The organism is Thermoanaerobacterium sp. PSU-2, assembly GCF_002102475.1.
Taxonomy (GTDB): Bacteria; Bacillota; Thermoanaerobacteria; order Thermoanaerobacterales; family Thermoanaerobacteraceae; genus Thermoanaerobacterium.
On the sequence record NZ_MSQD01000019.1, the window covers coordinates 1 to 18,813 of the forward strand.

General features: G+C 34.8%; 19 protein-coding genes, 1 tRNA gene, 1 other RNA gene, 2 pseudogenes and 1 other annotated feature. Of the genes and pseudogenes, 2 read left to right on the top strand and 21 right to left on the bottom strand.

Features of this window, described 5'->3' with window-relative positions; all coding sequences use genetic code 11:
- A pseudogene (locus BVF91_RS13420) lies at positions 1-197 on the top strand (tetratricopeptide repeat protein); the annotation flags it as partial.
- 15 nt (positions 198-212) lie between these two features.
- On the opposite strand, the gene nifS reads toward BVF91_RS13420, so the two are convergent.
- From nifS to tkt, 14 genes are all read right to left on the bottom strand, one after another.
- Positions 213-1,394: a cysteine desulfurase NifS gene (gene nifS, locus BVF91_RS11845; RefSeq protein ID WP_085113603.1), complete on the bottom strand. Its 1,182-nt coding sequence runs from the start codon at positions 1,392-1,394 to the stop codon at positions 213-215.
- Positions 1,395-1,403: 9 nt separating this feature from the next.
- On the bottom strand, positions 1,404-1,853 hold the full coding sequence (locus tag BVF91_RS11850) for an RrF2 family transcriptional regulator (RefSeq protein WP_013788221.1): 450 nt from the start codon (positions 1,851-1,853) through the stop codon (positions 1,404-1,406).
- A gap of 133 nt (positions 1,854-1,986) precedes the next feature.
- Complete coding sequence (locus BVF91_RS11855; protein ID WP_085113604.1) at positions 1,987-3,315, bottom strand: replication-associated recombination protein A; 1,329 nt, start codon at positions 3,313-3,315, stop codon at positions 1,987-1,989.
- Between the two features lie 109 nt (positions 3,316-3,424).
- Positions 3,425-4,075 carry a polyprenyl diphosphate synthase gene (gene uppS / locus BVF91_RS11860; RefSeq protein ID WP_085113605.1) on the bottom strand — a complete coding sequence of 217 codons (651 nt, stop codon included), beginning with the start codon at positions 4,073-4,075 and terminating at the stop codon, positions 3,425-3,427.
- Positions 4,076-4,209: 134 nt separating this feature from the next.
- Complete coding sequence (gene trxA, locus BVF91_RS11865) at positions 4,210-4,530, bottom strand: thioredoxin (protein ID WP_085113606.1); 321 nt, start codon at positions 4,528-4,530, stop codon at positions 4,210-4,212.
- A 96-nt stretch (positions 4,531-4,626) separates the two neighbouring features.
- A complete protein-coding gene (locus tag BVF91_RS11870; protein WP_013788225.1) occupies positions 4,627-4,899 on the bottom strand; it encodes a metal-sensitive transcriptional regulator in 273 nt (90 codons plus the stop codon).
- A gap of 71 nt (positions 4,900-4,970) precedes the next feature.
- Entirely contained in the window at positions 4,971-5,723 is a 753-nt protein-coding gene (locus BVF91_RS11875; RefSeq protein ID WP_085113607.1) for a tRNA threonylcarbamoyladenosine dehydratase, read from the bottom strand.
- An 18-nt stretch (positions 5,724-5,741) separates the two neighbouring features.
- A non-coding RNA gene (gene ssrS / locus BVF91_RS11880) (6S RNA) lies at positions 5,742-5,921 on the bottom strand.
- A gap of 46 nt (positions 5,922-5,967) precedes the next feature.
- On the bottom strand, positions 5,968-7,749 hold the full coding sequence (gene aspS / locus BVF91_RS11885; protein ID WP_085113608.1) for an aspartate--tRNA ligase: 1,782 nt from the start codon (positions 7,747-7,749) through the stop codon (positions 5,968-5,970).
- A gap of 14 nt (positions 7,750-7,763) precedes the next feature.
- Positions 7,764-9,017 (bottom strand): histidine--tRNA ligase, encoded by a 1,254-nt coding sequence (gene hisS, locus BVF91_RS11890; protein WP_085113609.1) that lies wholly within the window; start codon positions 9,015-9,017, stop codon positions 7,764-7,766.
- A 66-nt stretch (positions 9,018-9,083) separates the two neighbouring features.
- Positions 9,084-9,283: a binding site (T-box leader), on the bottom strand.
- Positions 9,284-9,347: 64 nt separating this feature from the next.
- Positions 9,348-10,268: an RluA family pseudouridine synthase gene (locus BVF91_RS11895; protein ID WP_085113610.1), complete on the bottom strand. Its 921-nt coding sequence runs from the start codon at positions 10,266-10,268 to the stop codon at positions 9,348-9,350.
- 33 nt (positions 10,269-10,301) lie between these two features.
- Entirely contained in the window at positions 10,302-10,739 is a 438-nt protein-coding gene (gene lspA / locus BVF91_RS11900; RefSeq protein WP_085113611.1) for a signal peptidase II, read from the bottom strand.
- Positions 10,740-10,790: 51 nt separating this feature from the next.
- Positions 10,791-11,693 carry a TTE1925 family mutarotase gene (locus BVF91_RS11905; protein WP_085113612.1) on the bottom strand — a complete coding sequence of 301 codons (903 nt, stop codon included), beginning with the start codon at positions 11,691-11,693 and terminating at the stop codon, positions 10,791-10,793.
- An 83-nt stretch (positions 11,694-11,776) separates the two neighbouring features.
- Complete coding sequence (tkt, locus tag BVF91_RS11910; protein WP_085113613.1) at positions 11,777-13,762, bottom strand: transketolase; 1,986 nt, start codon at positions 13,760-13,762, stop codon at positions 11,777-11,779.
- Positions 13,763-13,973: 211 nt separating this feature from the next.
- Here tkt and BVF91_RS11915 point away from each other — a divergent pair.
- A tRNA-Trp gene (locus tag BVF91_RS11915) sits at positions 13,974-14,049 on the top strand.
- 203 nt (positions 14,050-14,252) lie between these two features.
- Here the strand turns inward: BVF91_RS11915 and BVF91_RS11920 are convergent.
- The 7 genes and pseudogenes from BVF91_RS11920 to BVF91_RS11950 all read right to left on the bottom strand — a co-directional run bounded on the left by BVF91_RS11920 (position 14,253) and on the right by BVF91_RS11950 (position 18,809).
- Complete coding sequence (locus BVF91_RS11920) at positions 14,253-14,684, bottom strand: DUF5615 family PIN-like protein (protein ID WP_085113614.1); 432 nt, start codon at positions 14,682-14,684, stop codon at positions 14,253-14,255.
- Positions 14,665-15,108, bottom strand: a complete 444-nt coding sequence (locus tag BVF91_RS13525; protein ID WP_085113615.1) for a DUF433 domain-containing protein — start codon at positions 15,106-15,108, stop codon at positions 14,665-14,667. The genes BVF91_RS11920 and BVF91_RS13525 overlap by 20 nt, the downstream gene beginning before the upstream one ends.
- 2 nt (positions 15,109-15,110) lie before the next feature.
- Complete coding sequence (locus BVF91_RS11930; RefSeq protein ID WP_240495887.1) at positions 15,111-15,701, bottom strand: hypothetical protein; 591 nt, start codon at positions 15,699-15,701, stop codon at positions 15,111-15,113.
- 274 nt (positions 15,702-15,975) lie between these two features.
- Positions 15,976-16,644 (bottom strand): annotated as a pseudogene (locus BVF91_RS11935) (N-acetylmuramoyl-L-alanine amidase); the annotation flags it as partial.
- 69 nt (positions 16,645-16,713) lie between these two features.
- Entirely contained in the window at positions 16,714-17,190 is a 477-nt protein-coding gene (locus BVF91_RS11940; protein WP_085113618.1) for an HNH endonuclease, read from the bottom strand.
- Entirely contained in the window at positions 17,187-17,591 is a 405-nt protein-coding gene (locus BVF91_RS11945; protein ID WP_085113619.1) for a phage holin family protein, read from the bottom strand. Before BVF91_RS11945 ends, BVF91_RS11940 begins: the two co-directional genes overlap by 4 nt.
- A 15-nt stretch (positions 17,592-17,606) precedes the next feature.
- Entirely contained in the window at positions 17,607-18,809 is a 1,203-nt protein-coding gene (locus BVF91_RS11950) for a Vgb family protein (RefSeq protein ID WP_085113620.1), read from the bottom strand.
- Between the last annotated feature and the right edge of the window lie 4 nt (positions 18,810-18,813).

Sequence of the window (18,813 nt, forward strand, 5' to 3'; positions counted from 1 at the left end):
TACATAAATTATTTGATGATGCCTATAATTTACTTGAAAAATGTGAGAAGTTTTTTTTAGCACAATACTATTATCGCGATTTATCACTGCTTTATGATGATTTATATAACATTACAAAAGACATTTTTTATAAAGCAAAGCAAAATGAAATCATGAATAAAAATGGGAGAAAAAACATTGTGATGGTTCAGCAATGAATCCATCACATGTAATTATACAAGTTTTTTCTCCTCTTTAACCCTTTCAAAAAGTGGCGACATCTGCCTCAATCTATCTACGATTTTAGGCAGCTTATTTATTACCGTATCGATTTCTTCTTCCGTATTTTCTTCTCCTATGGTAAGTCTCAATGAACCATGGGCTATTTCTTCTGGCAGTCCAATCGCTAATAGTACGTGAGATGGATCAATGTTTCCGGCGGTACATGCAGAACCGCTGGATACGCAGATTCCTTCCATGTCAAGACTTAATATAAGCGATTCGCCATCAACAAATTCGAAAGAAACATTGACATTTCCAGGAAGTCTCTTTATTGGATGTCCATTTAGGCGGGTATATGGTATTTTTAGTATCCCATCAATAAGCTTATCTCTAAGTCTTGTCAACTTCTTTATGTGCTCATCGATGTTTTTAGTGATAAGTTCTATCGCCGTTCCAAATCCCACAATTCCAGCCACGTTTTCTGTCCCTGCTCTCCTGTTTCTCTCCTGCGGACCACCTTGTAAAAGTGTATCAATTCTTAAGCCCTTTCTAATGTAAAGTGCTCCAACTCCTTTAGGCCCATATATTTTATGGGCTGACATTGACAACATATCCACATCCAATTTTTTTACATCGATAGGCACATTTCCAACAGCTTGTACTGCATCTGTATGAAACAATACACCTTTCTCATGAGACACATTTGCAAGCTCTTGGATTGGCTCTATAGTACCTATCTCATTGTTTGCATACATTATCGATGCAAGTATTGTATTGTCTTTTATGGCTTTTTTCAATTCATTTGTATCTACTAATCCATACTCATCTACAGGCAAATAAGTTATTTCAAATCCTTGGCTCTCAAGGTATTGGCATGTATGCAGTATTGCATGGTGTTCTACGCTGGATGTTATTATGTGGTTACCTTTGTCTTTTAAGGCATACGCAGCACCTTTTAAAGCCCAGTTGTCTGACTCTGTACCTCCGCTTGTAAAAAAAATCTCATCTGCATTAGCGTAAATTGCATTGGCCACTTTATCTCTGGCTTCTTCAATTGCCTTTTTAGCTTCTTGTCCATAAGAGTAAAGTGAAGAAGGATTGCCAAAGCTATTGCTTAAATACGGCATCATCGCATCTAAAACTTCTTTTTTAAGTGGAGTAGTCGCCGCATTGTCGAGATAAATCCTATTCATAAAAGCCTCCTATATATAATACATGTAAGAATTTTTCTGTATCATTTTTTTATAATCATCAACCATATCCTGTAATGTGATCGAATCAATCACTTTGTTTATAGCATCTCTAATTTTTTCTAATACAACTTTTGTCGGACATCCACCTGATCTACTGCATTCAAATGGTATATCCTCTACAACACAATCTGAAGGAGCAAGTGACCCTTCCAAAGTTCTAATAACATCCCCTACAGTAATCTTATCAGGCGGAGCAGACAACATATACCCGCCTTGCGCTCCACGTATGCTTTTTACTAAATCAGCCTTTCTTAAAACAGCAATAAGCTGTTCTAAATAATGTTCTGATAGTCCTTCATTTTCAGCTATAACCTTTAAAGATATCGGTCCCTCACCATAATACAATGCAAGCTCGAACATAGCTTGAACTCCATATCTTCCCTTTGTCGATAATCTCATATAGACCCTCCTTAATGCCGACTATTCTGCTCGGATTTCTACTAAATAAAATAACATTATAAATTTATTTTGTCAATAATTTATTAGAATGTAAAACTAAATGTTATTATATCCTTATAGCAAATAATTATCCTTAACCATTACCGCCATCTTTCAAAAACTTAAGCCAAGCTGATATTTTCTTTTCATACCCCATTGCAGATGGACAATAATATTTTTTCCCTATTAATTCGTCTGGAAGGTATTGTTGTTTTACATAATGATTTTTAAAATCATGTGCATACTTATACCCAACACCTCGATTTAAATTTTTTGCACCTTTATAATGGGCATCTTGAAGGTGCTTTGGAACAGCACCAGTTTTTAGATTTTTAATGTCATCAAGTGCACTATCTATGCCCATTATAGCTGAATTGCTTTTAGGCGCACAGGCAACATAAATTGCAGCCTGTGCAAGTATTATTCTTCCTTCAGGCATACCGATCTGATTTACTGCTTGCATAGCAGATACGGCTATATTAAGCGCATTAGGATCTGCATTTCCAACATCCTCTGCTGCACAAATAACTATTCTTCTTGCGATAAACATGGGATCTTCTCCAGCGTATATCATCTTTGCAAGCCAATATAAAGCAGCATCAGGATCGGACCCCCTCATGCTTTTGATAAAAGCAGAAATAGTGTCATAATGATTGTCACTATTTTTGTCATACTTTAGCACTTTTCTTTGGATACACTCTTGAGCTACTTCAATGTCTATGTTAATTACTCCATTTTCATCTCTCTCTGTAGTTAAAAATGCTAATTCTATCGCGTTAAGTGCCGTCCTTGCATCACCATCAGAATATGCAATTATATGATTTAACGCATCATCTGTAATCTTGATCTTTTCATTTCCAAGTCCACGCTTTTCATCGTTTAAAGCTCGTAAAACTATTTCTCTTATATCATCATCACTAAGAGGGTATAATTCAAATATCATAGACCTTGATACTAAAGGACGGATAACCTCAAAATAAGGATTTTCAGTTGTAGCACCAATCAAAATTATCGTCCCATCTTCAACATACGGAAGCAGTGCATCCTGCTGCGATTTATTAAATCTATGTATCTCATCAACAAATAATATGGTTCTTTTTCCATACATAGATAATCTATCTTTTGACTCATTTACTATTTTCTTTATATCTGTAACTCCTGATGTTACAGCATTTAATTTTTCAAAGCTTGATTTCGTCGTATTAGCTATTATATTTGCAAGCGTTGTCTTGCCTGTACCAGGAGGTCCGTAAAATATAAGCGATCTGACTTTATCCGCTTTTATAGCTCTATATAAAAGCTTATCATGCCCCAATATATGCTTTTGACCAACAAACTCATCAAGCGTAGTTGGCCTCATGCGATCTGCCAACGGTGCATTGTTTTTTCTAAAATTGTTTAGTGCAAATTGAAACATATCCATGATTTTCACCTTTTACAAACTTTATTCATACATCAGCATTATTATACTATACATATGTATGTATATAAAAGTGATTGCAAATAAAAAATGCCACCTTTAATGATGACATTTATCCACCAAGTGTAATATCTTGTTTTGAATACCATTCAAGGGCATCATAAAGATGTTGAGGCTTAAAATCCGGCCAATAATCATCAATTACATAAAAATCAGAATATATCGACTGGACAGGCAAAAATCCGCTTAACCTCCTTCTGCCACCCCACCTTATGATTAAATCTATTCGCGATACTTCTTTTGATGAAATTAAATCTAGTATATCTCTTTTTTCTCCACTGCTTAAAGCCTTCAATGCATTATTCAAGTCCCACTGCCATCCATAATTAACAAGAAAATTAACCTTCATTTTTCCACTACCAATCTTCTTTCGTTTACAATATGGCAGCAACTCTTGCGGAAACATGGGAGAATTATAGTTTCCTATGACCAAAAGATCTGCATCTTCTTTTTCAAGCATTTTAACAGCATCAATGCACGCTTTTTTAAATGCTTCTGTTTGAACAGATGGTCGCTTTGTGTTATCCTGCGTAAATCCATAGAAAGTTAATTCTTTAACGCCAATCTCTCTGCACATCTTATACAATGTTATTCCCGGTTCTAAACCGAATGAATATCCAGCTTCTTTAGGCATATTTCTATTTTGTGCCCAACGCCTATTTCCATCAGGAATAATACCAATGTGATTAGGAATTCGATACATTTTGTCCTCCTTTCTTTGCTTTGATATATACAGTTTTTCCAATTTAATATCTATTATACTCTAAGGAATAAATGTTTTTAATTAAAAAAAAACTGTTATGCTATAAAAGCGATAACAGTTTTTCCCTTTTTATATTATAAATTTCTGTTTATAAAATCTTCAAAATCAGATTTTGGCCTTGCTCCTATGATTTTATCCACCATTTTGCCACCTTTGAAAAGTCCTATAGTAGGTATGCTCATGATCCTAAATTGCATAGCAAGCTCGTTTTCTTCATCAACATTGATTTTGCCAACTTTCACTTTCCCTTCATAATCTTCAGCTAACTCTTCTATTATAGGCGATACCATTCTGCAAGGTCCACACCATTCTGCCCAAAAATCTACCAAAACAGGTATATTCGAATTAACTACCTCTTCCTGAAAATTGTCCTTTGTTATTGTAACTTCAGCCATTTTTCTACCTCCTAATTATATTTTAAAAATTCTTTAACTATTAGCTTTTTCTTTTAGATTTATTTTATCCAATAAATAAACCTAAAAATCTTTAAGTCATTTCATAAATTTCATAAATGTCTCAACAAGCTCGTCAATCATGTCATCCTGCTTTTCAGTATTTATAGCATCCTTCACGCACCCAAGAGTATGACTCTTAAGCAATATTTTACCTACACTATTTATTGCAGATCTTACAGCAGCAACCTGTATAAGGACATCCACACAGTATATGTCTTTTTCTATCATTTTCTGTATTCCCTTTATTTGTCCCTCTATTTTTTTTAGCCTTCTTAGCAAATCGTCTTTTTCATCTTGATATGAATTCATAATTACCTCCCATACCCCTATTAGGTACAAATTTAGTATAATCTTTCCGCGAAAATTTGTCAACATATTTTTCACTTGTACCCAAGTATATCCTTTATAACTTCACCAGCCAATATAAATCCTGCTACAGGTGGTACAAAAGATACACTACCTGGTATCTGCCTTCTTTTGACACAAGTTCTTTCTTTATTTGTGCATATACACTGTTCTTTACAAGTTTCCACATTCAAAAGAGGTTTTATGGGCTTTTCTTTAGAATAAACAACTTTTAGCGATCTTATACCGCGTTTTCTAAGCTCATACCTCATAACTTTTGCAAGAGGACATATACTCGTATCGTATATATCAGCCACCTCAAATTTTGTAGGATCTAGTTTATTTGCTGCACCCATGCAGCTTATAATCGGTATGCCCATCTCATTGCATTTTACTACAAGATCTATCTTTGACGATACTGTATCAATAGCGTCTACTACATAATCGTAATCCCGAGACAATAAGGTACTACTATTCTCACTGCTATAAAAGGTTTGATGTGATATAACTTCAAGTTTAGAATTTATCTCTAAAAGTCTTTCTTTCATTACTTCAACTTTTGGTTTGCCAACTGTTTTTCTTGTAGCATGTATTTGTCTATTTATGTTAGTTAAGCAGACTGTGTCATCGTCTACTATTACCAATTTTCCAATGCCACTTCGTGCTAAAGCTTCTGCTGTGTACGATCCTACACCGCCCATCCCAAAAACAGCGACAGTAGATCTTTTTAATTTATCTAAATTATCTTTTCCTATTAATAGTTCCGTTCTCGAAAAAGCGTGTAACAATGCTGATTCCTCCAATAAAAAATCCCCATAGTGCCGTTAAGTCGGTGGTTTTGAACCTGCTCTCGCAGGTGGGTGCCCTCCTGATAACTTCATATGTCCATTCGAAGATGGCTTATATTCCATTACCAGAGCCCAGGCTCCCTTTTTATAGGTGTTGGCTCAAAACATTACCGCATTTCACGCACACCATAGGGTTTCTAAAAATATATTAGCACATTTTTAAGGATTTTTCAAGGTTAAACGTTTATAGATCAACCTTTATGTGCAATTCATCTAACTGTTCTTTCGAAACTTCAGATGGCGCATCTGACATAAGATCGCATGCATTCTGGGTCTTTGGAAATGCGATAACATCTCTTATATTATCTGTACCCGTAAGTATCATTGTCAATCTGTCAAGCCCATATGCAATGCCACCATGTGGCGGTGCTCCATATTTAAAAGCATTCAGCAAAAACCCAAATCGCGCCTCTGCATCTTCATCGGTAAAACCAAGCACTTTAAACATCTTCTTCTGCAATTCCGTATCATGTATCCTAATACTGCCACCACCTATTTCCATACCATTTAGAACTATGTCATACGCTTTTGCTCTTACCTGTCCCGGATTCTTGTCAAGCATTTCTATATCTTCATCTTTTGGAGCAGTAAACGGGTGGTGCATCGCAACATATCTTTTTTCTTCTTCGCTGTATTCCAACAATGGAAAATCGACAACCCACAAAAATTCGTATTTGTTCTCGTCAATGAGATTGTATCTTCTCCCCATTTCCAATCTCAAATGACCTAAAGCATCATAAACTATCATATTGTTTCTGTCAGCTACTATTAATATCAAATCGCCTTTTTCTGCTTCCATCACATTTAAGACCTGTGCCAACTCATCCTCTTTTAAAAATTTTGAGATTTGGGATTTTGGACCATCATCTGACATCTGTATCCATACAAGTCCTTTAGCTTTATATGTTTTTACATATTCTACAAGCTCATCTAATTGTCTTCTAGGAATAGATGCTGCACCTTTCACATTTATTGCCCTTACAGAACCACCATTTTCTATTGCATCTCTAAAAACTTTAAATTCAGAGTCTGCAAATATTGATGAAAGATTTTTCAACTCCATTCCAAATCTTAAATCAGGCTTGTCAGAGCCAAACCTGTCCATTGCTTCCTGCCAAGAAATTCTCCTAAAAGGAACTTCCAAGTCGATATTCAAAATTTCCTTAAATATTTTAGCTATCATACGCTCATTTATGGATATGACATCATCTTCATCGACAAACGACATCTCTATATCGATCTGCGTAAACTCAGGCTGCCTATCTGCCCTTAAATCCTCATCTCTTAAGCATTTTGCAATCTGATAGTACCTATCAAAGCCTGATATCATTAAAAGCTGTTTAAATATCTGTGGCGATTGGGGCAAGGCATAAAATTTGCCAGGTTGTACCCTACTTGGAACAAGATAATCTCTAGCTCCTTCTGGAGTGCTTTTTATGAGAAGCGGCGTTTCTATGTCTATAAAGCCGTTTTTATCCAAAAAGTCTCTCACAATTCTCGTTATCTTGTATCTTGTAAGCAAAATCTTCTGCATTGATGGTCTTCTTAAATCCAAATATCTGTACTTTAATCTAATCGCCTCAGACACATTATTTCTATCCTCCACCATGAATGGTGGTGTCTCAGCTTTGCTTAAAATTTTAAATTCGCTTACGTAAATCTCTATGTTTCCTGTCTCAAGATTTGGATTCACATTTTCTTCAGTTCTCTTTACAACTTTACCTGATGCAGCCAAAACATACTCATTTCTCACATGCTGAGCTTTATCAAATGCTTCCTTTGAAAGCTGCTCACTAAAAACAATCTGTATAAGCCCGGTCCTATCCCGCAATTCTAAAAATATGAGTCCTCCAAGATCTCTTCTTCTCTGAACCCATCCCATCACAACGACATTTTTCCCAACATCGTTAATTGTAAGTTCTCCGCACATATGTGTTCTTTTCATGCCTGCCAATTGCTCTCCCATCAATATACCTCCATCTACTTTGAAATTTTATCATAAATTTTATCAATCTCAATTGCATTTTCTTCTCCAGTGTCCATGTCTTTCAATTTAACCTTGCCATTTTTAAGTTCGTCTTCACCTAAAATTATCGTATACCTTACATTTAGTTTATTAGCGTATTTCATCTGTGCTTTAAGACTTCTTCCCATATTGTCAATCTCAACTGAAATTCCCAAACTCCTAAGTTTTGTAGCCATAGAAAACGCATATTTCTTTGCTTCATTTCCGATTGTGCATATGAAAAGATCTGGACGCTTTGGAGCGGGTATTTCAATGCCGCTGTTTTCAATCGTCAGCAACAAACGTTCAAGTCCCAATCCAAACCCTACACCAGGTACAGAAGGACCTCCACATTCTTCTACTAAACCATCGTATCTTCCTCCACCACAAACAGTACCTTGTGCACCTATGTCGTTTGATATTATTTCAAAAGCTGTCTTAGTATAATAGTCAAGTCCTCTAACTATCCTAGGATTAATGACAAAGTTAAATCCCGCTTCTTTTAAATAAGATTGAAGACTTTCAAAGTGGTCTTTGCAATCATCACAAAGATAATTAAGCATTAACGGCGCATCTTTCAATATTCTTTTGCAACTCTCAACTTTGCAATCAAGAACTCTCATGGGATTTATCTTATATCTTTCTTTGCAATCATCGCATAAATTTTCAATATTTTCTCCTAAAAATCCCTTTAATGCTTCGTTATATTCCCTTCTGCAGTTAGGACATCCAATACTGTTGATATTTAGCTCCAAATTTTTAAGTCCCAATTTATTGAGTAAAGTCATAGCAACACTGATTACTTCAGCATCAGCCAATGCATCATGTGAACCAAACATTTCTATGCCAAATTGATGGTGTTCCCTAAGCCTACCTGATTGAGGTCTTTCATATCTATATACGGGTGTTATGTAGTAAATCTTAACTGGCATCGTTTCTGCGTATAAATTGTGTTCAACAAATGCTCTTACAGCAGGTGACGTCCCCTCAGGCTTTAAGGTAATACTTCTACCACTCTTGTCATTAAAAGTGTACATTTCCTTTCTGACAATATCAGTTGACTCGCCAACACCTCTTAAAAATAGTTCAGTATGCTCAAACCCAGGCGTCCTGATTTCTTTGAATCCAAAATCTGCACATATTTCTCTTATCATATTTTCTAAATACTGCCATTTATATGCTTCTGATGGAAGTACATCTTTTGTCCCTCTAGGCGCTTTTGTAAGCATAAAATCAACTCCTCTTTATACTTAAGTTTTATATAATATAAAATTCTCTCAATCCCGCAAATAAATTGCAGGGACGAGAGAATTTCCCGTGGTGCCACCCTGATTACAACTCTTTCCTTTAACGCAGGTTTACGTATTTGGCCTACATATCGACCAATATGCTAATAGGCGTCTTTCACAAAAGCAGTGATATAAAGATACTCTCAGTCACGGTATCTTCTCCCTTGTATATGTACTTTTGCTACTCTCCTACTCATCGCATTATACTATATCAAGCTATTTATTTGATATTATAACTTTAATATATTGACGTGTCAAGCCAGAAAAGAACTACTGCTTTTCTTTTAATACTTTCATTAACTTTTCAAAATATTCAGGAACCGGCGCCTCAAATTCCATATAAACTTTCTTAGACGGATGCACTAAGCCTAAAAGCTTTGAATGTAGTGCCTGACCTGAAAGATTAAATCTCTGTTTTTTATATCCGTAAACTTCATCACCTACAATTGGATGCCCAATATATGCCATATGAACTCTAATCTGATGAGTGCGACCGGTTTTTATTACCGCTTCTACAAGAGAATTATTTTTATACCTTTCGAGAACTCTGTATAATGTTAAAGCATAACGTCCATCTTTTACAACAGCCATCTTTTTTCTCTCAATATGATCTCTTCCTATTGGAGCCTCTACAGCTCCTTCATCGCTTTTAATTACTCCCTCAACGATCGCTAAATATTTCTTTAAAATAGTCCTGTTTTTTATTTGATTTGAAAGCTCAAGATGAGCTTTGTCATTTTTAGCAACAACCATTACGCCAGAAGTATCTTTATCAAGCCTATGGACAATCCCCGGCCTCAATTCTCCATTTATGCCTGACAAATTAGTGCAATGGTATAAAAGCGCATTGACAAGTGTACCACTTAAATTACCAGGAGCAGGGTGAACCACCATACCTTGAGGCTTATTCACAACAATTATATCATCATCTTCGTAAATAATATCAAGAGGAATGTTTTCTGGTTTTAAGTCTATTTCTTCTGCCTCAGGTATATTTAGGTCTATCACATCGCCTTCTTTTACCTTGTAATTAGGCTTTACTGATTTACCATTAACTTTAACAAGTTCATCTAATATCAACTTCTTTAAATATGATCTTGTAAAATCTACTTCTGAAGCTAAAAAAGAGTCTATTCTTTTATCTACATCGTCTTTTTCAGCAATTATATTCACAATATTAGCTATGTTCATGAATTACAACCCTTCCAGGCATATAACCTACTATTATTGACTTTCTTTTTTAAATATTAAAGTATAACACAACAATATAGCGCCTACTACTATCATGGAATCAGCTAAATTAAAGACTGCTGGAAAAAATCTAAAATCAATGAAATCTACAACATATCCTAATCTGACTCTATCGATTAAATTTCCAATGGCTCCACCGAGAATCATAGATAAAGTAAACTTATAAAATGTACTGCTGGGTACATTTACAATTGAATACACCAATATTGTCCCAACAATAACAGTTATTATTATAAAAAATACTGTCTTATTTTGCAATATTCCAAAAGCAGCACCTTTATTTTCAACGTACGTAAAGTTAAATACATTGTCTATTATAGGAAAAGTCCCAATGGGTTTTAAATACCTCACTACAAAGTATTTTGAAATTTGGTCAATTACAATAGCTAATATGACAGTAATTAGTTCCAATTCTATCCTCCTAAAAAAGCTTTAATTAGGGCTTTTACAAGCCCTAATTAATTACTTTATATATTGTGACAACAATTCTTCTATTTCATCTTCGTTTATAGATGGTCTTTTTACATTGTCATATAATAACCATTCTTCTGTATGGATTGTGGAATCGCCAGGTTCTAATTTTACCATAGGACCTAAAGACTCCATTTCCATCATCCAATCTGTCGTATATGTTTCGTAAGAAGCGTTGTAATCCGGATAAACCGCATTTTCATCATGTTTAAATTTCTTTATAAAAAGATGTCCATGATTAAAGTACGCTGCCCATCCTTTTTCATTTTGAATTCCAAATTTAAATGGTTCTTTTTTATTAGGGTCTTGCTCAAAAATTATATATTTGTCTCCAAAGTGTATTCTGTGATCTTTCATGTGGGAGTAAGGCCACAATACTAAAGCTCTATTTGGCAAAAGTCCAGTGTCTTTCATAGGTTGCTCAACGATTTGAAGCCCCCCTGTCGCCATGACAGATATAGCCCATGGTGAAAGCTCCACCGCCCAAGCACCTTTATTTGTAAGCGTATGCTTAACATTTACAACAGGTTTATCTGGTTCTAAAGTTACTTCAATCTCCTTTTTTATGTAGGCATAATCATTAGGCTCTTGAATAAGCTTAATGCCATTTTCTATTTCTTCGTACTTTATTGGAAAATTATCAAGTGTATAAGTTCTTGGCATGGCTTCAGGGCTGTGCCACAATCTGTGACCACCATAACTTCTCCAAATGTCTTCACCTTTTTTACCTGCATCTTCTGCATTAATGCTGAATTCATTTTCTTGTCCTACAAATCCAAATCTCATTATCCTTGGACCTATTTCCGTTGTGGCTATAAAATCAACCACCCCATTAGAAACTTCAATGCAATTATTCCAACCCGAAAATGAAACCTTCTTAATCGTAACACTCATGATATCATTCCTTTCTTAATAAAACATACTTGTATGATTCCTAAAAATTTTTGAATAAGAGTGCGATAAAGCACTCTTATTCATCATTTTAATAGCTCTAATGCCTTGTTGACGATATTTTCAACAGTGAATCCAAATTCTCTAAAGAGTATATCACCAGGCGCAGATGCTCCAAAATGATCAAGACCAATTACGCATCCGTCAAGGCCAACGTATTTATACCAGCTCATAGTGCTTGCAGCCTCTACTGCAATTCTGGCTCTCACATCATCAGGAAGCACCGTTTTTTTGTATTCATCTGGTTGAGCATCAAATATCTCCATCGAAGGCATGCTTACTACCCTCGCCTTAATCCCCTTCTCTTTAAGCACTTTGTATGCCTCATAAATCAAACTAACCTCTGAACCACTGGCCAATAAAATCACATCTGGATTTCCATCTTCTGCATCACACAATACATATCCACCTTTTAAAGCATCTTTTGATGTCTCATCGTAGACAGGAAGATTTTGCCTTGTCAATATCAATGCTGTTGGCCCATCTTTTTTGTTAAGAGCGTAACACCATGCAGCAGAAACTTCTTTTGAATCTGCAGGCCTTATAACAGTCAAGTTTGGAATGCTTCTTAACATCGGTAAATGTTCTATCGGTTCGTGTGTTGGGCCATCCTCACCAACACCAATGCTATCATGAGTAAACACATAAATTACAGGAAGCTTCATCAACGCAGATAACCTTACAGCGCCTTTCATATAATCGCTGAATACGAGAAATGTAGATACATAAGGTATAATGCCGCCATAAGCAGCCATTCCATTCGCAATCGCTGCCATTGCATGTTCTCTAACGCCAAAGTGGAAATTAGAACCACCTCTGTTTTCGCTGCTATAGTCGCCTCTATCTTTTGTGTAAGTCTTTGTAGATGGCGCGAGATCAGCAGAACCACCAATCAGATTTGGGACAAGCTTAACCAAATAATTCAAAACGTCTCCAGATGAAGACCTTGTAGCTGTCTTTACTTTAAAATTCCAAAGACCTTCATCAGCGACTAAATCAACCGGCAATTTCTCACTATGCCATTTATCCCATTCTTCTGCTAATTCTGGATATTCTTTTCTGTAATTTTCAAACATTCTATTCCATTTTTCTTCTTCTTTATTTAATTCTTCTATGATATTTTCAAAATGCTTACGCACTTCATCTGGAACATAAAATTCCTCGTCGTACTCCCATCCCAAAAACTTTTTAGTTGCCTCTACGTTTTTATCTCCCAGTGGTTCTCCATGTGCTGAAGCTTTTCCTTGTTTCTCTGGGCAGCCGTATCCAATCACAGTCTTTACTATAATAAGTGACGGCCTTTCTTTGTCTGCCTTTGCTTCTTCAATAGCTTTTCCTATCTTTTCTACGTCATTACCATCATCTACTTTTATAACTTGCCAACCATAAGCCTCAAATCTTTTACCAACATCTTCTGTAAATGCAATATCAGTGCCACCTTCTATAGAAATATTATTTGAATCATACAATGCTATCAGTTTACCAAGTTTTAGTGTTCCAGCTAAAGAACATGCTTCAGAAGAAATGCCCTCCATGAGGCATCCATCGCCAACGATAGCGTATGTATAATTATCCACTATGTCATACCCTGGACGGTTAAATTTGCTTGCCATGTAAGTCTCAGCAATTGCCATACCAACAGCGTTTGAAATACCTTGTCCCAATGGGCCTGTAGTGATTTCAACACCTGGTGTATGTCCGTATTCTGGATGCCCTGGAGTCAAACTTTGCCATTGCCTAAAATTCTTAAGATCTTCTATTGTAAGTCCATAGCCAAAAAGATGCAGCAACGAATATAAAAGTGCAGAACCATGTCCAGCAGATAGTATAAATCTATCTCTCCCAGCCCATTTAGGATTCTTGGGACTGTGCTTTAAATATTTGGCCCACAATGTATACGCCATTGGAGCAGAACCCATTGGCATACCTGGATGTCCGGAGTTAGCCTTTTGCACCTGTTCGATTGAAAGTATACGTATAGTATTAATTGCTAATTCATCAATCCTGTTCATACTTAACTCTCCTTTGCTTTTTAATTACCATTAATATTATATCATTGGACAACTCGTAATAAAAGAATTTAACTTAAAATTCGGGTAAGTTATGAATTATTTTTATATTTTGCACACTTTTTTTGTTGAGTTTTATGACAGAATAACAACGAAATAAATGCACTTAGTTATTGACTAGATAAATATACTATGATATAATAAATTTCGTCGCAGGGGAGTAGCTCAATTGGTAGAGCGGCGGTCTCCAAAACCGTAGGTTGCGAGTTCGATTCTTGTCTCCCCTGCCATTTTTATGCCTAAAATCAAGCATTTTAAGGCTGGATATAAATAACAATATTAGCTTATATGCAAAGTTGGGAACATTTTGGGGACAAAATTGAGCAAAAAATAATTATAAATCTTCAAATTCCCATAAAAACACTTAATTTTAATTTAGCACAAAAACATTTGTTATAAAATAAGCACTCATTTTAGAGTGCTTATTGCTTCTTTATGCTTGAAAGTATTTAGCATAGACCTGCTTATGATTTATCTTACGTGGATAATACTGCTCATATATAATATCACCTAAATTATTTTGTTTTATAATAAATATGGTATTTTCTATATTCTTATTAAACTTACATAATTCATCTATTTTCCTACTCAACTCGCATGAATTTCTTACAGTAATCTGAATTTTAGTCCATATGATTCCATAATGTTTTTCATAAATTCTTTTATGATTTGGAGGAACCAATATTACATAATGCTTACCATTGATTGTTATTAAAGCTCTACCTTCTTTGTACGCTAATCCTAAAACTTCTTCATCTTTTAAACCAAATAATCTTAGTGTTATTATCGTCTTAACATCATGCCCATATTCCTGCAAGAACTCTCCAACTTTAGGAGTAATATTTTCATCCAATAGGAATTTCATTTTCGTCCTCCTGATATGGATAATCTAACAGATCCACAACAAAGTCCAAAGCACTTTGAACATCTTCCTCGTTTAATAAATACTCATTACATATTTCTTGAATTGACATATTATCTTTGAAGCACGATAATATTAATGAAACAGGTATCCTCCTGCCATTTATAGAAGGCATGCCAGCTAATATATCATCATCTACAACTATCCTATTATGCCTTTTCGCCGTTACTTTAAGATAGGATTTAATGTTCATATTATACACCTTGGGAATGCTTAAATTAATACCATGCTTATATCTTGGTATAAAATCATCTTCCCTATTGCAATTATACTCACTTTTTTCTACATTTATTCCTTCGTAATAAGATATATCAAAATTACTGTAGTATTCCAATCTTTTGTTTGCGTTTTTTGTTTCATATATCATTTTTAAACATCCTTTTCCTCAATCTTTTTTAAAATTTGTAATTTTTCTAATGCTTCTTGTAAAACCTTTATCATGTTTTCTACGTCAGTTTCAGCTAATTCAAATAATATTTTATGATTTCCCTTATTTTTAGAATCATCATTAAATAATTCAAGATTAATAAGAATTGAATAAGTCAAAATTTCATTTATATCATTCTTATTTCTTTTAGTTAAAATTTCATAGTCAAAGTTGTCAAACAAATTTTGCTTACTGGTACATTTTACTTTTATATCATCGATTAATTGAGGGCAACGTTGCAAAATTTCTTTAATAATTATTATTTTTTCACTATCATAATCATAAGTACCATCATTTTTAAGTACAATGCGCCTTGCCTCATTTAATATATAAAAAACCTGTCCTATAAAATCATCTAAATTAATTTTATCATCAATTGCTTCTAATTCCTTTTTTAAATTATAATCATGAGCCTCAATTCTAACACCTTCACTAAACCATTTAACTATTATAATATTTTTTATATATAAATCTATAAATATTTCAGCATATCTTTTAAATGTCTCAATATTCACTTCCTTATTCTTTTCCACAAAAAACACACCTCCTATTTGTATTCTATTACAACAAAACTATTCCACCCTATAAAGAATGTGAAATTTCTTTTAGTCCTTTATTAAAATATATTTAAATATACTAATATATAATAATATTATATTAAATTGAATAAGATTCCATTTTGGTACCATTATAGATATTGTTATAAAAAATGTCAAGTACAACATATAGTTGTAAAATTAATCAAAACCACAAAATACATTCTTATACTATATATTGTGCCATAAAAAAATAGGCCCCGAAGGGCCTTTATGCTTTCATATACTTTTCATAGATTCTCTGCAGCAACACAGCTACATATCCACCATCACATTGCTTGCCTTCCACTGCATTCTGTTTCCAGTATTCTAGACTTGTAATTATACCAGCTTTTACAAAGGCATCTATAACAGTGTCCAGTGAATTATTTTCCGTTTTTTTCTTTAATCCCAGAGCCTGAACCATTCCATCACATATCGCCTGAGCTATTGCCTGTCTGTTAGTCTCTTGTTTTAGAAAGTTAGCGTCCTTGACTGAGTCTATAAACAAATTTTCTACTAAGATTGCAGCCATTTTTGTTTCTCTTAATATAGCGTAATTTGCTGTTTTTATTCCTCTGTCAATAAAGCCTTTGCCTTTAAAGAAGTTTGCTAATTCTCTATGAATGATAGCTTGGATAGAGGCTGTTTTATCACTTGCTGCAGGGTGACGGTAGCTCTCAAAACCAGAACCACCTCCAGCATTAACATGTATGGAAATAAAAAAGTCCACATTTGCGGAATTAGCCATATTTGCACGCTGTAAAAGTCCTACATCTATGTCTTTATCTCTCGTTAGTATTGTATCTACTTCATAGTTTTTCAACAAGTTATTTAACCTCAATGAAATATCGAGTGTTAAATCTTTCTCTTGTAATCCATTTGAACATCCTCCCGGATCTGTTCCTCCATGTTAATGGCCGGGGTCAACACATATTTTAATCCCCGACATAAATATCACATCCTTTCTTTATATAAAATTAACGACCTCTTTATGGCCGTCAAATTGTCCTAAATTATTACGTGTACGATATTTAGCATGTAATCTCCTATGTTCTGCTTCATTCCGAATTAGTAATAAGTTTTCAATACGGTTATCTAAAGTATTGCCATTGACATGATGTACACTTTCTGTTGGTTTTAAATATCTTCCTAAATATTGTTCCATAACAAGTCTATGTTCGCAAACATATCCTTTCTCTGTAGCATAAGGATGATTTGGACAATAAATATATACATATCCTTTTGAAATTGTCTTTCCACCACGCCATTTAGGATTGCCATTACCAATTTTGCTTTTATTATAGCATTCTTGGCTACAGAAGAATCTGCGCTGTTGCTTATGTTTATACGTGTAACGCTGGCTTGTTGACAATTTAAATTTTTTGTTACATATAGGACAAATTGCATATAAGGGAATATTCATATACGGCCGTTTTGGCATCATTGCTCTATACCACCTTTGCCTTGTAGGACTGCAACTGCTTTTTTAATCACCTCAGGAATAGGAATACCACTTCTTCCTACATTTTCAATAATGCTTAAAAGTTCATTAGCTAAATAGAAGAAGATTGTTGCATCCCTGAAAATATGAGCATTTCCCAAAGCCCTGTCAACAAGATTTGCAACAGCAACAATTACAAATATACCTACCTTTTTAGCAATACCTTTCAAACCAGCATTGCTGCTAAGCTTTCCTTCTATCCCTGCAGCAATGACACCCGTAATGTAATCAAATATAACAAATGCAAGCAAAATTCCGAGCAATGCGCTCCACCCCCCAAAAAGATAGGAGGCAAGAGCGCCTCCAAATGCTGTTATTGTTTTAAATATATTTTCATACTTCATTTTCACACTTCCTCTCTATTCTTGAAATACAAAATCGTATTGAATTTTCATAGTATTAGTTGATGTTTTAGTGACCGGTGACGCGAGCAATGTTCGTGCACCGTATAGAGCTTGATTTAACTTATATATCTTTTTAGTATTGTTTCCTGCTAACCACAAATTTGCGCCGTCCCATGCTAGGCCATATGGCCAACTATCCGGACTTGAAAAGCTGCTTATGACTGCTCCTGTGGATGGGTTTAACTTATATATCTTTTTAGTATTGTTTCCTGCTAACCACAAATTTGCGCCGTCCCATGCTAGGCCATATGGCCAACTATCCGGACTTGAAAAGCTGCTTATGACTGCTCCTGTGGATGGGTTTAACTTATATATCTTTTTAGTATTGTTTCCTGCTAACCACAAATTTGCGCCGTCCCATGCTAGGCCATATGGATAACTATCCGGACTTGAAAAGCTGCTTATGACTGCTCCTGTGGATGGATTTAGTTTGTATATCTTTTGAGTATTATATCCCGCTAACCACAAATTTGCGCCGTCCCATGCTAGGCCATATGGATAACTATCCGGACTTGAAAAGCTGCTTATGACTGCTCCTGTGGATGGGTTTAGTTTGTATATCTTTTGAGTATTACCGCCCGCTAACCACAAATTCGTTCCGTCCCATGCAAGACCATATGATGAACTATCTGGACTTGAAAAACTATACCACGCAAATTGTAATGGATTCGAATATGCCCATATGATAGTCTGAAATGTTCCATTTGCAGCATTAGTTGGCCAATCAAATACAAAATGCATTCTCATATATCTATCAAAATTGAAATTACTTTCTGTAACATTTAGACTACCTCTCAATGTGTCTGAACCTGCGTACGCTGTTTGATCTGCCCAGCCTATCAGATTACCCGTTTCCGGATATAAATCATCTGATTCAATTTGTGATGATGAATAGAGTTGAATTTGATTAAATACATTGCTAAAACTCGGCTTTGAAGCCGAAGAGTTTTGTATAATTCTATCTTGTATTGCCCATCTTAAATAATTATATCCTATGCTTGTAATAAGGTTTTCTGTCTTCGCCTCAAGAACTTTCTTTTTTGTCGCTGCGTCAAACAATTCAACAGTTACAAGCCCTCGAATTTTTGAAACTTTTTCTTTAAAAGATACAACTTCAATGTTTTTCCTATAATCTTTCACATAACTTCTAGATAGCAATTTA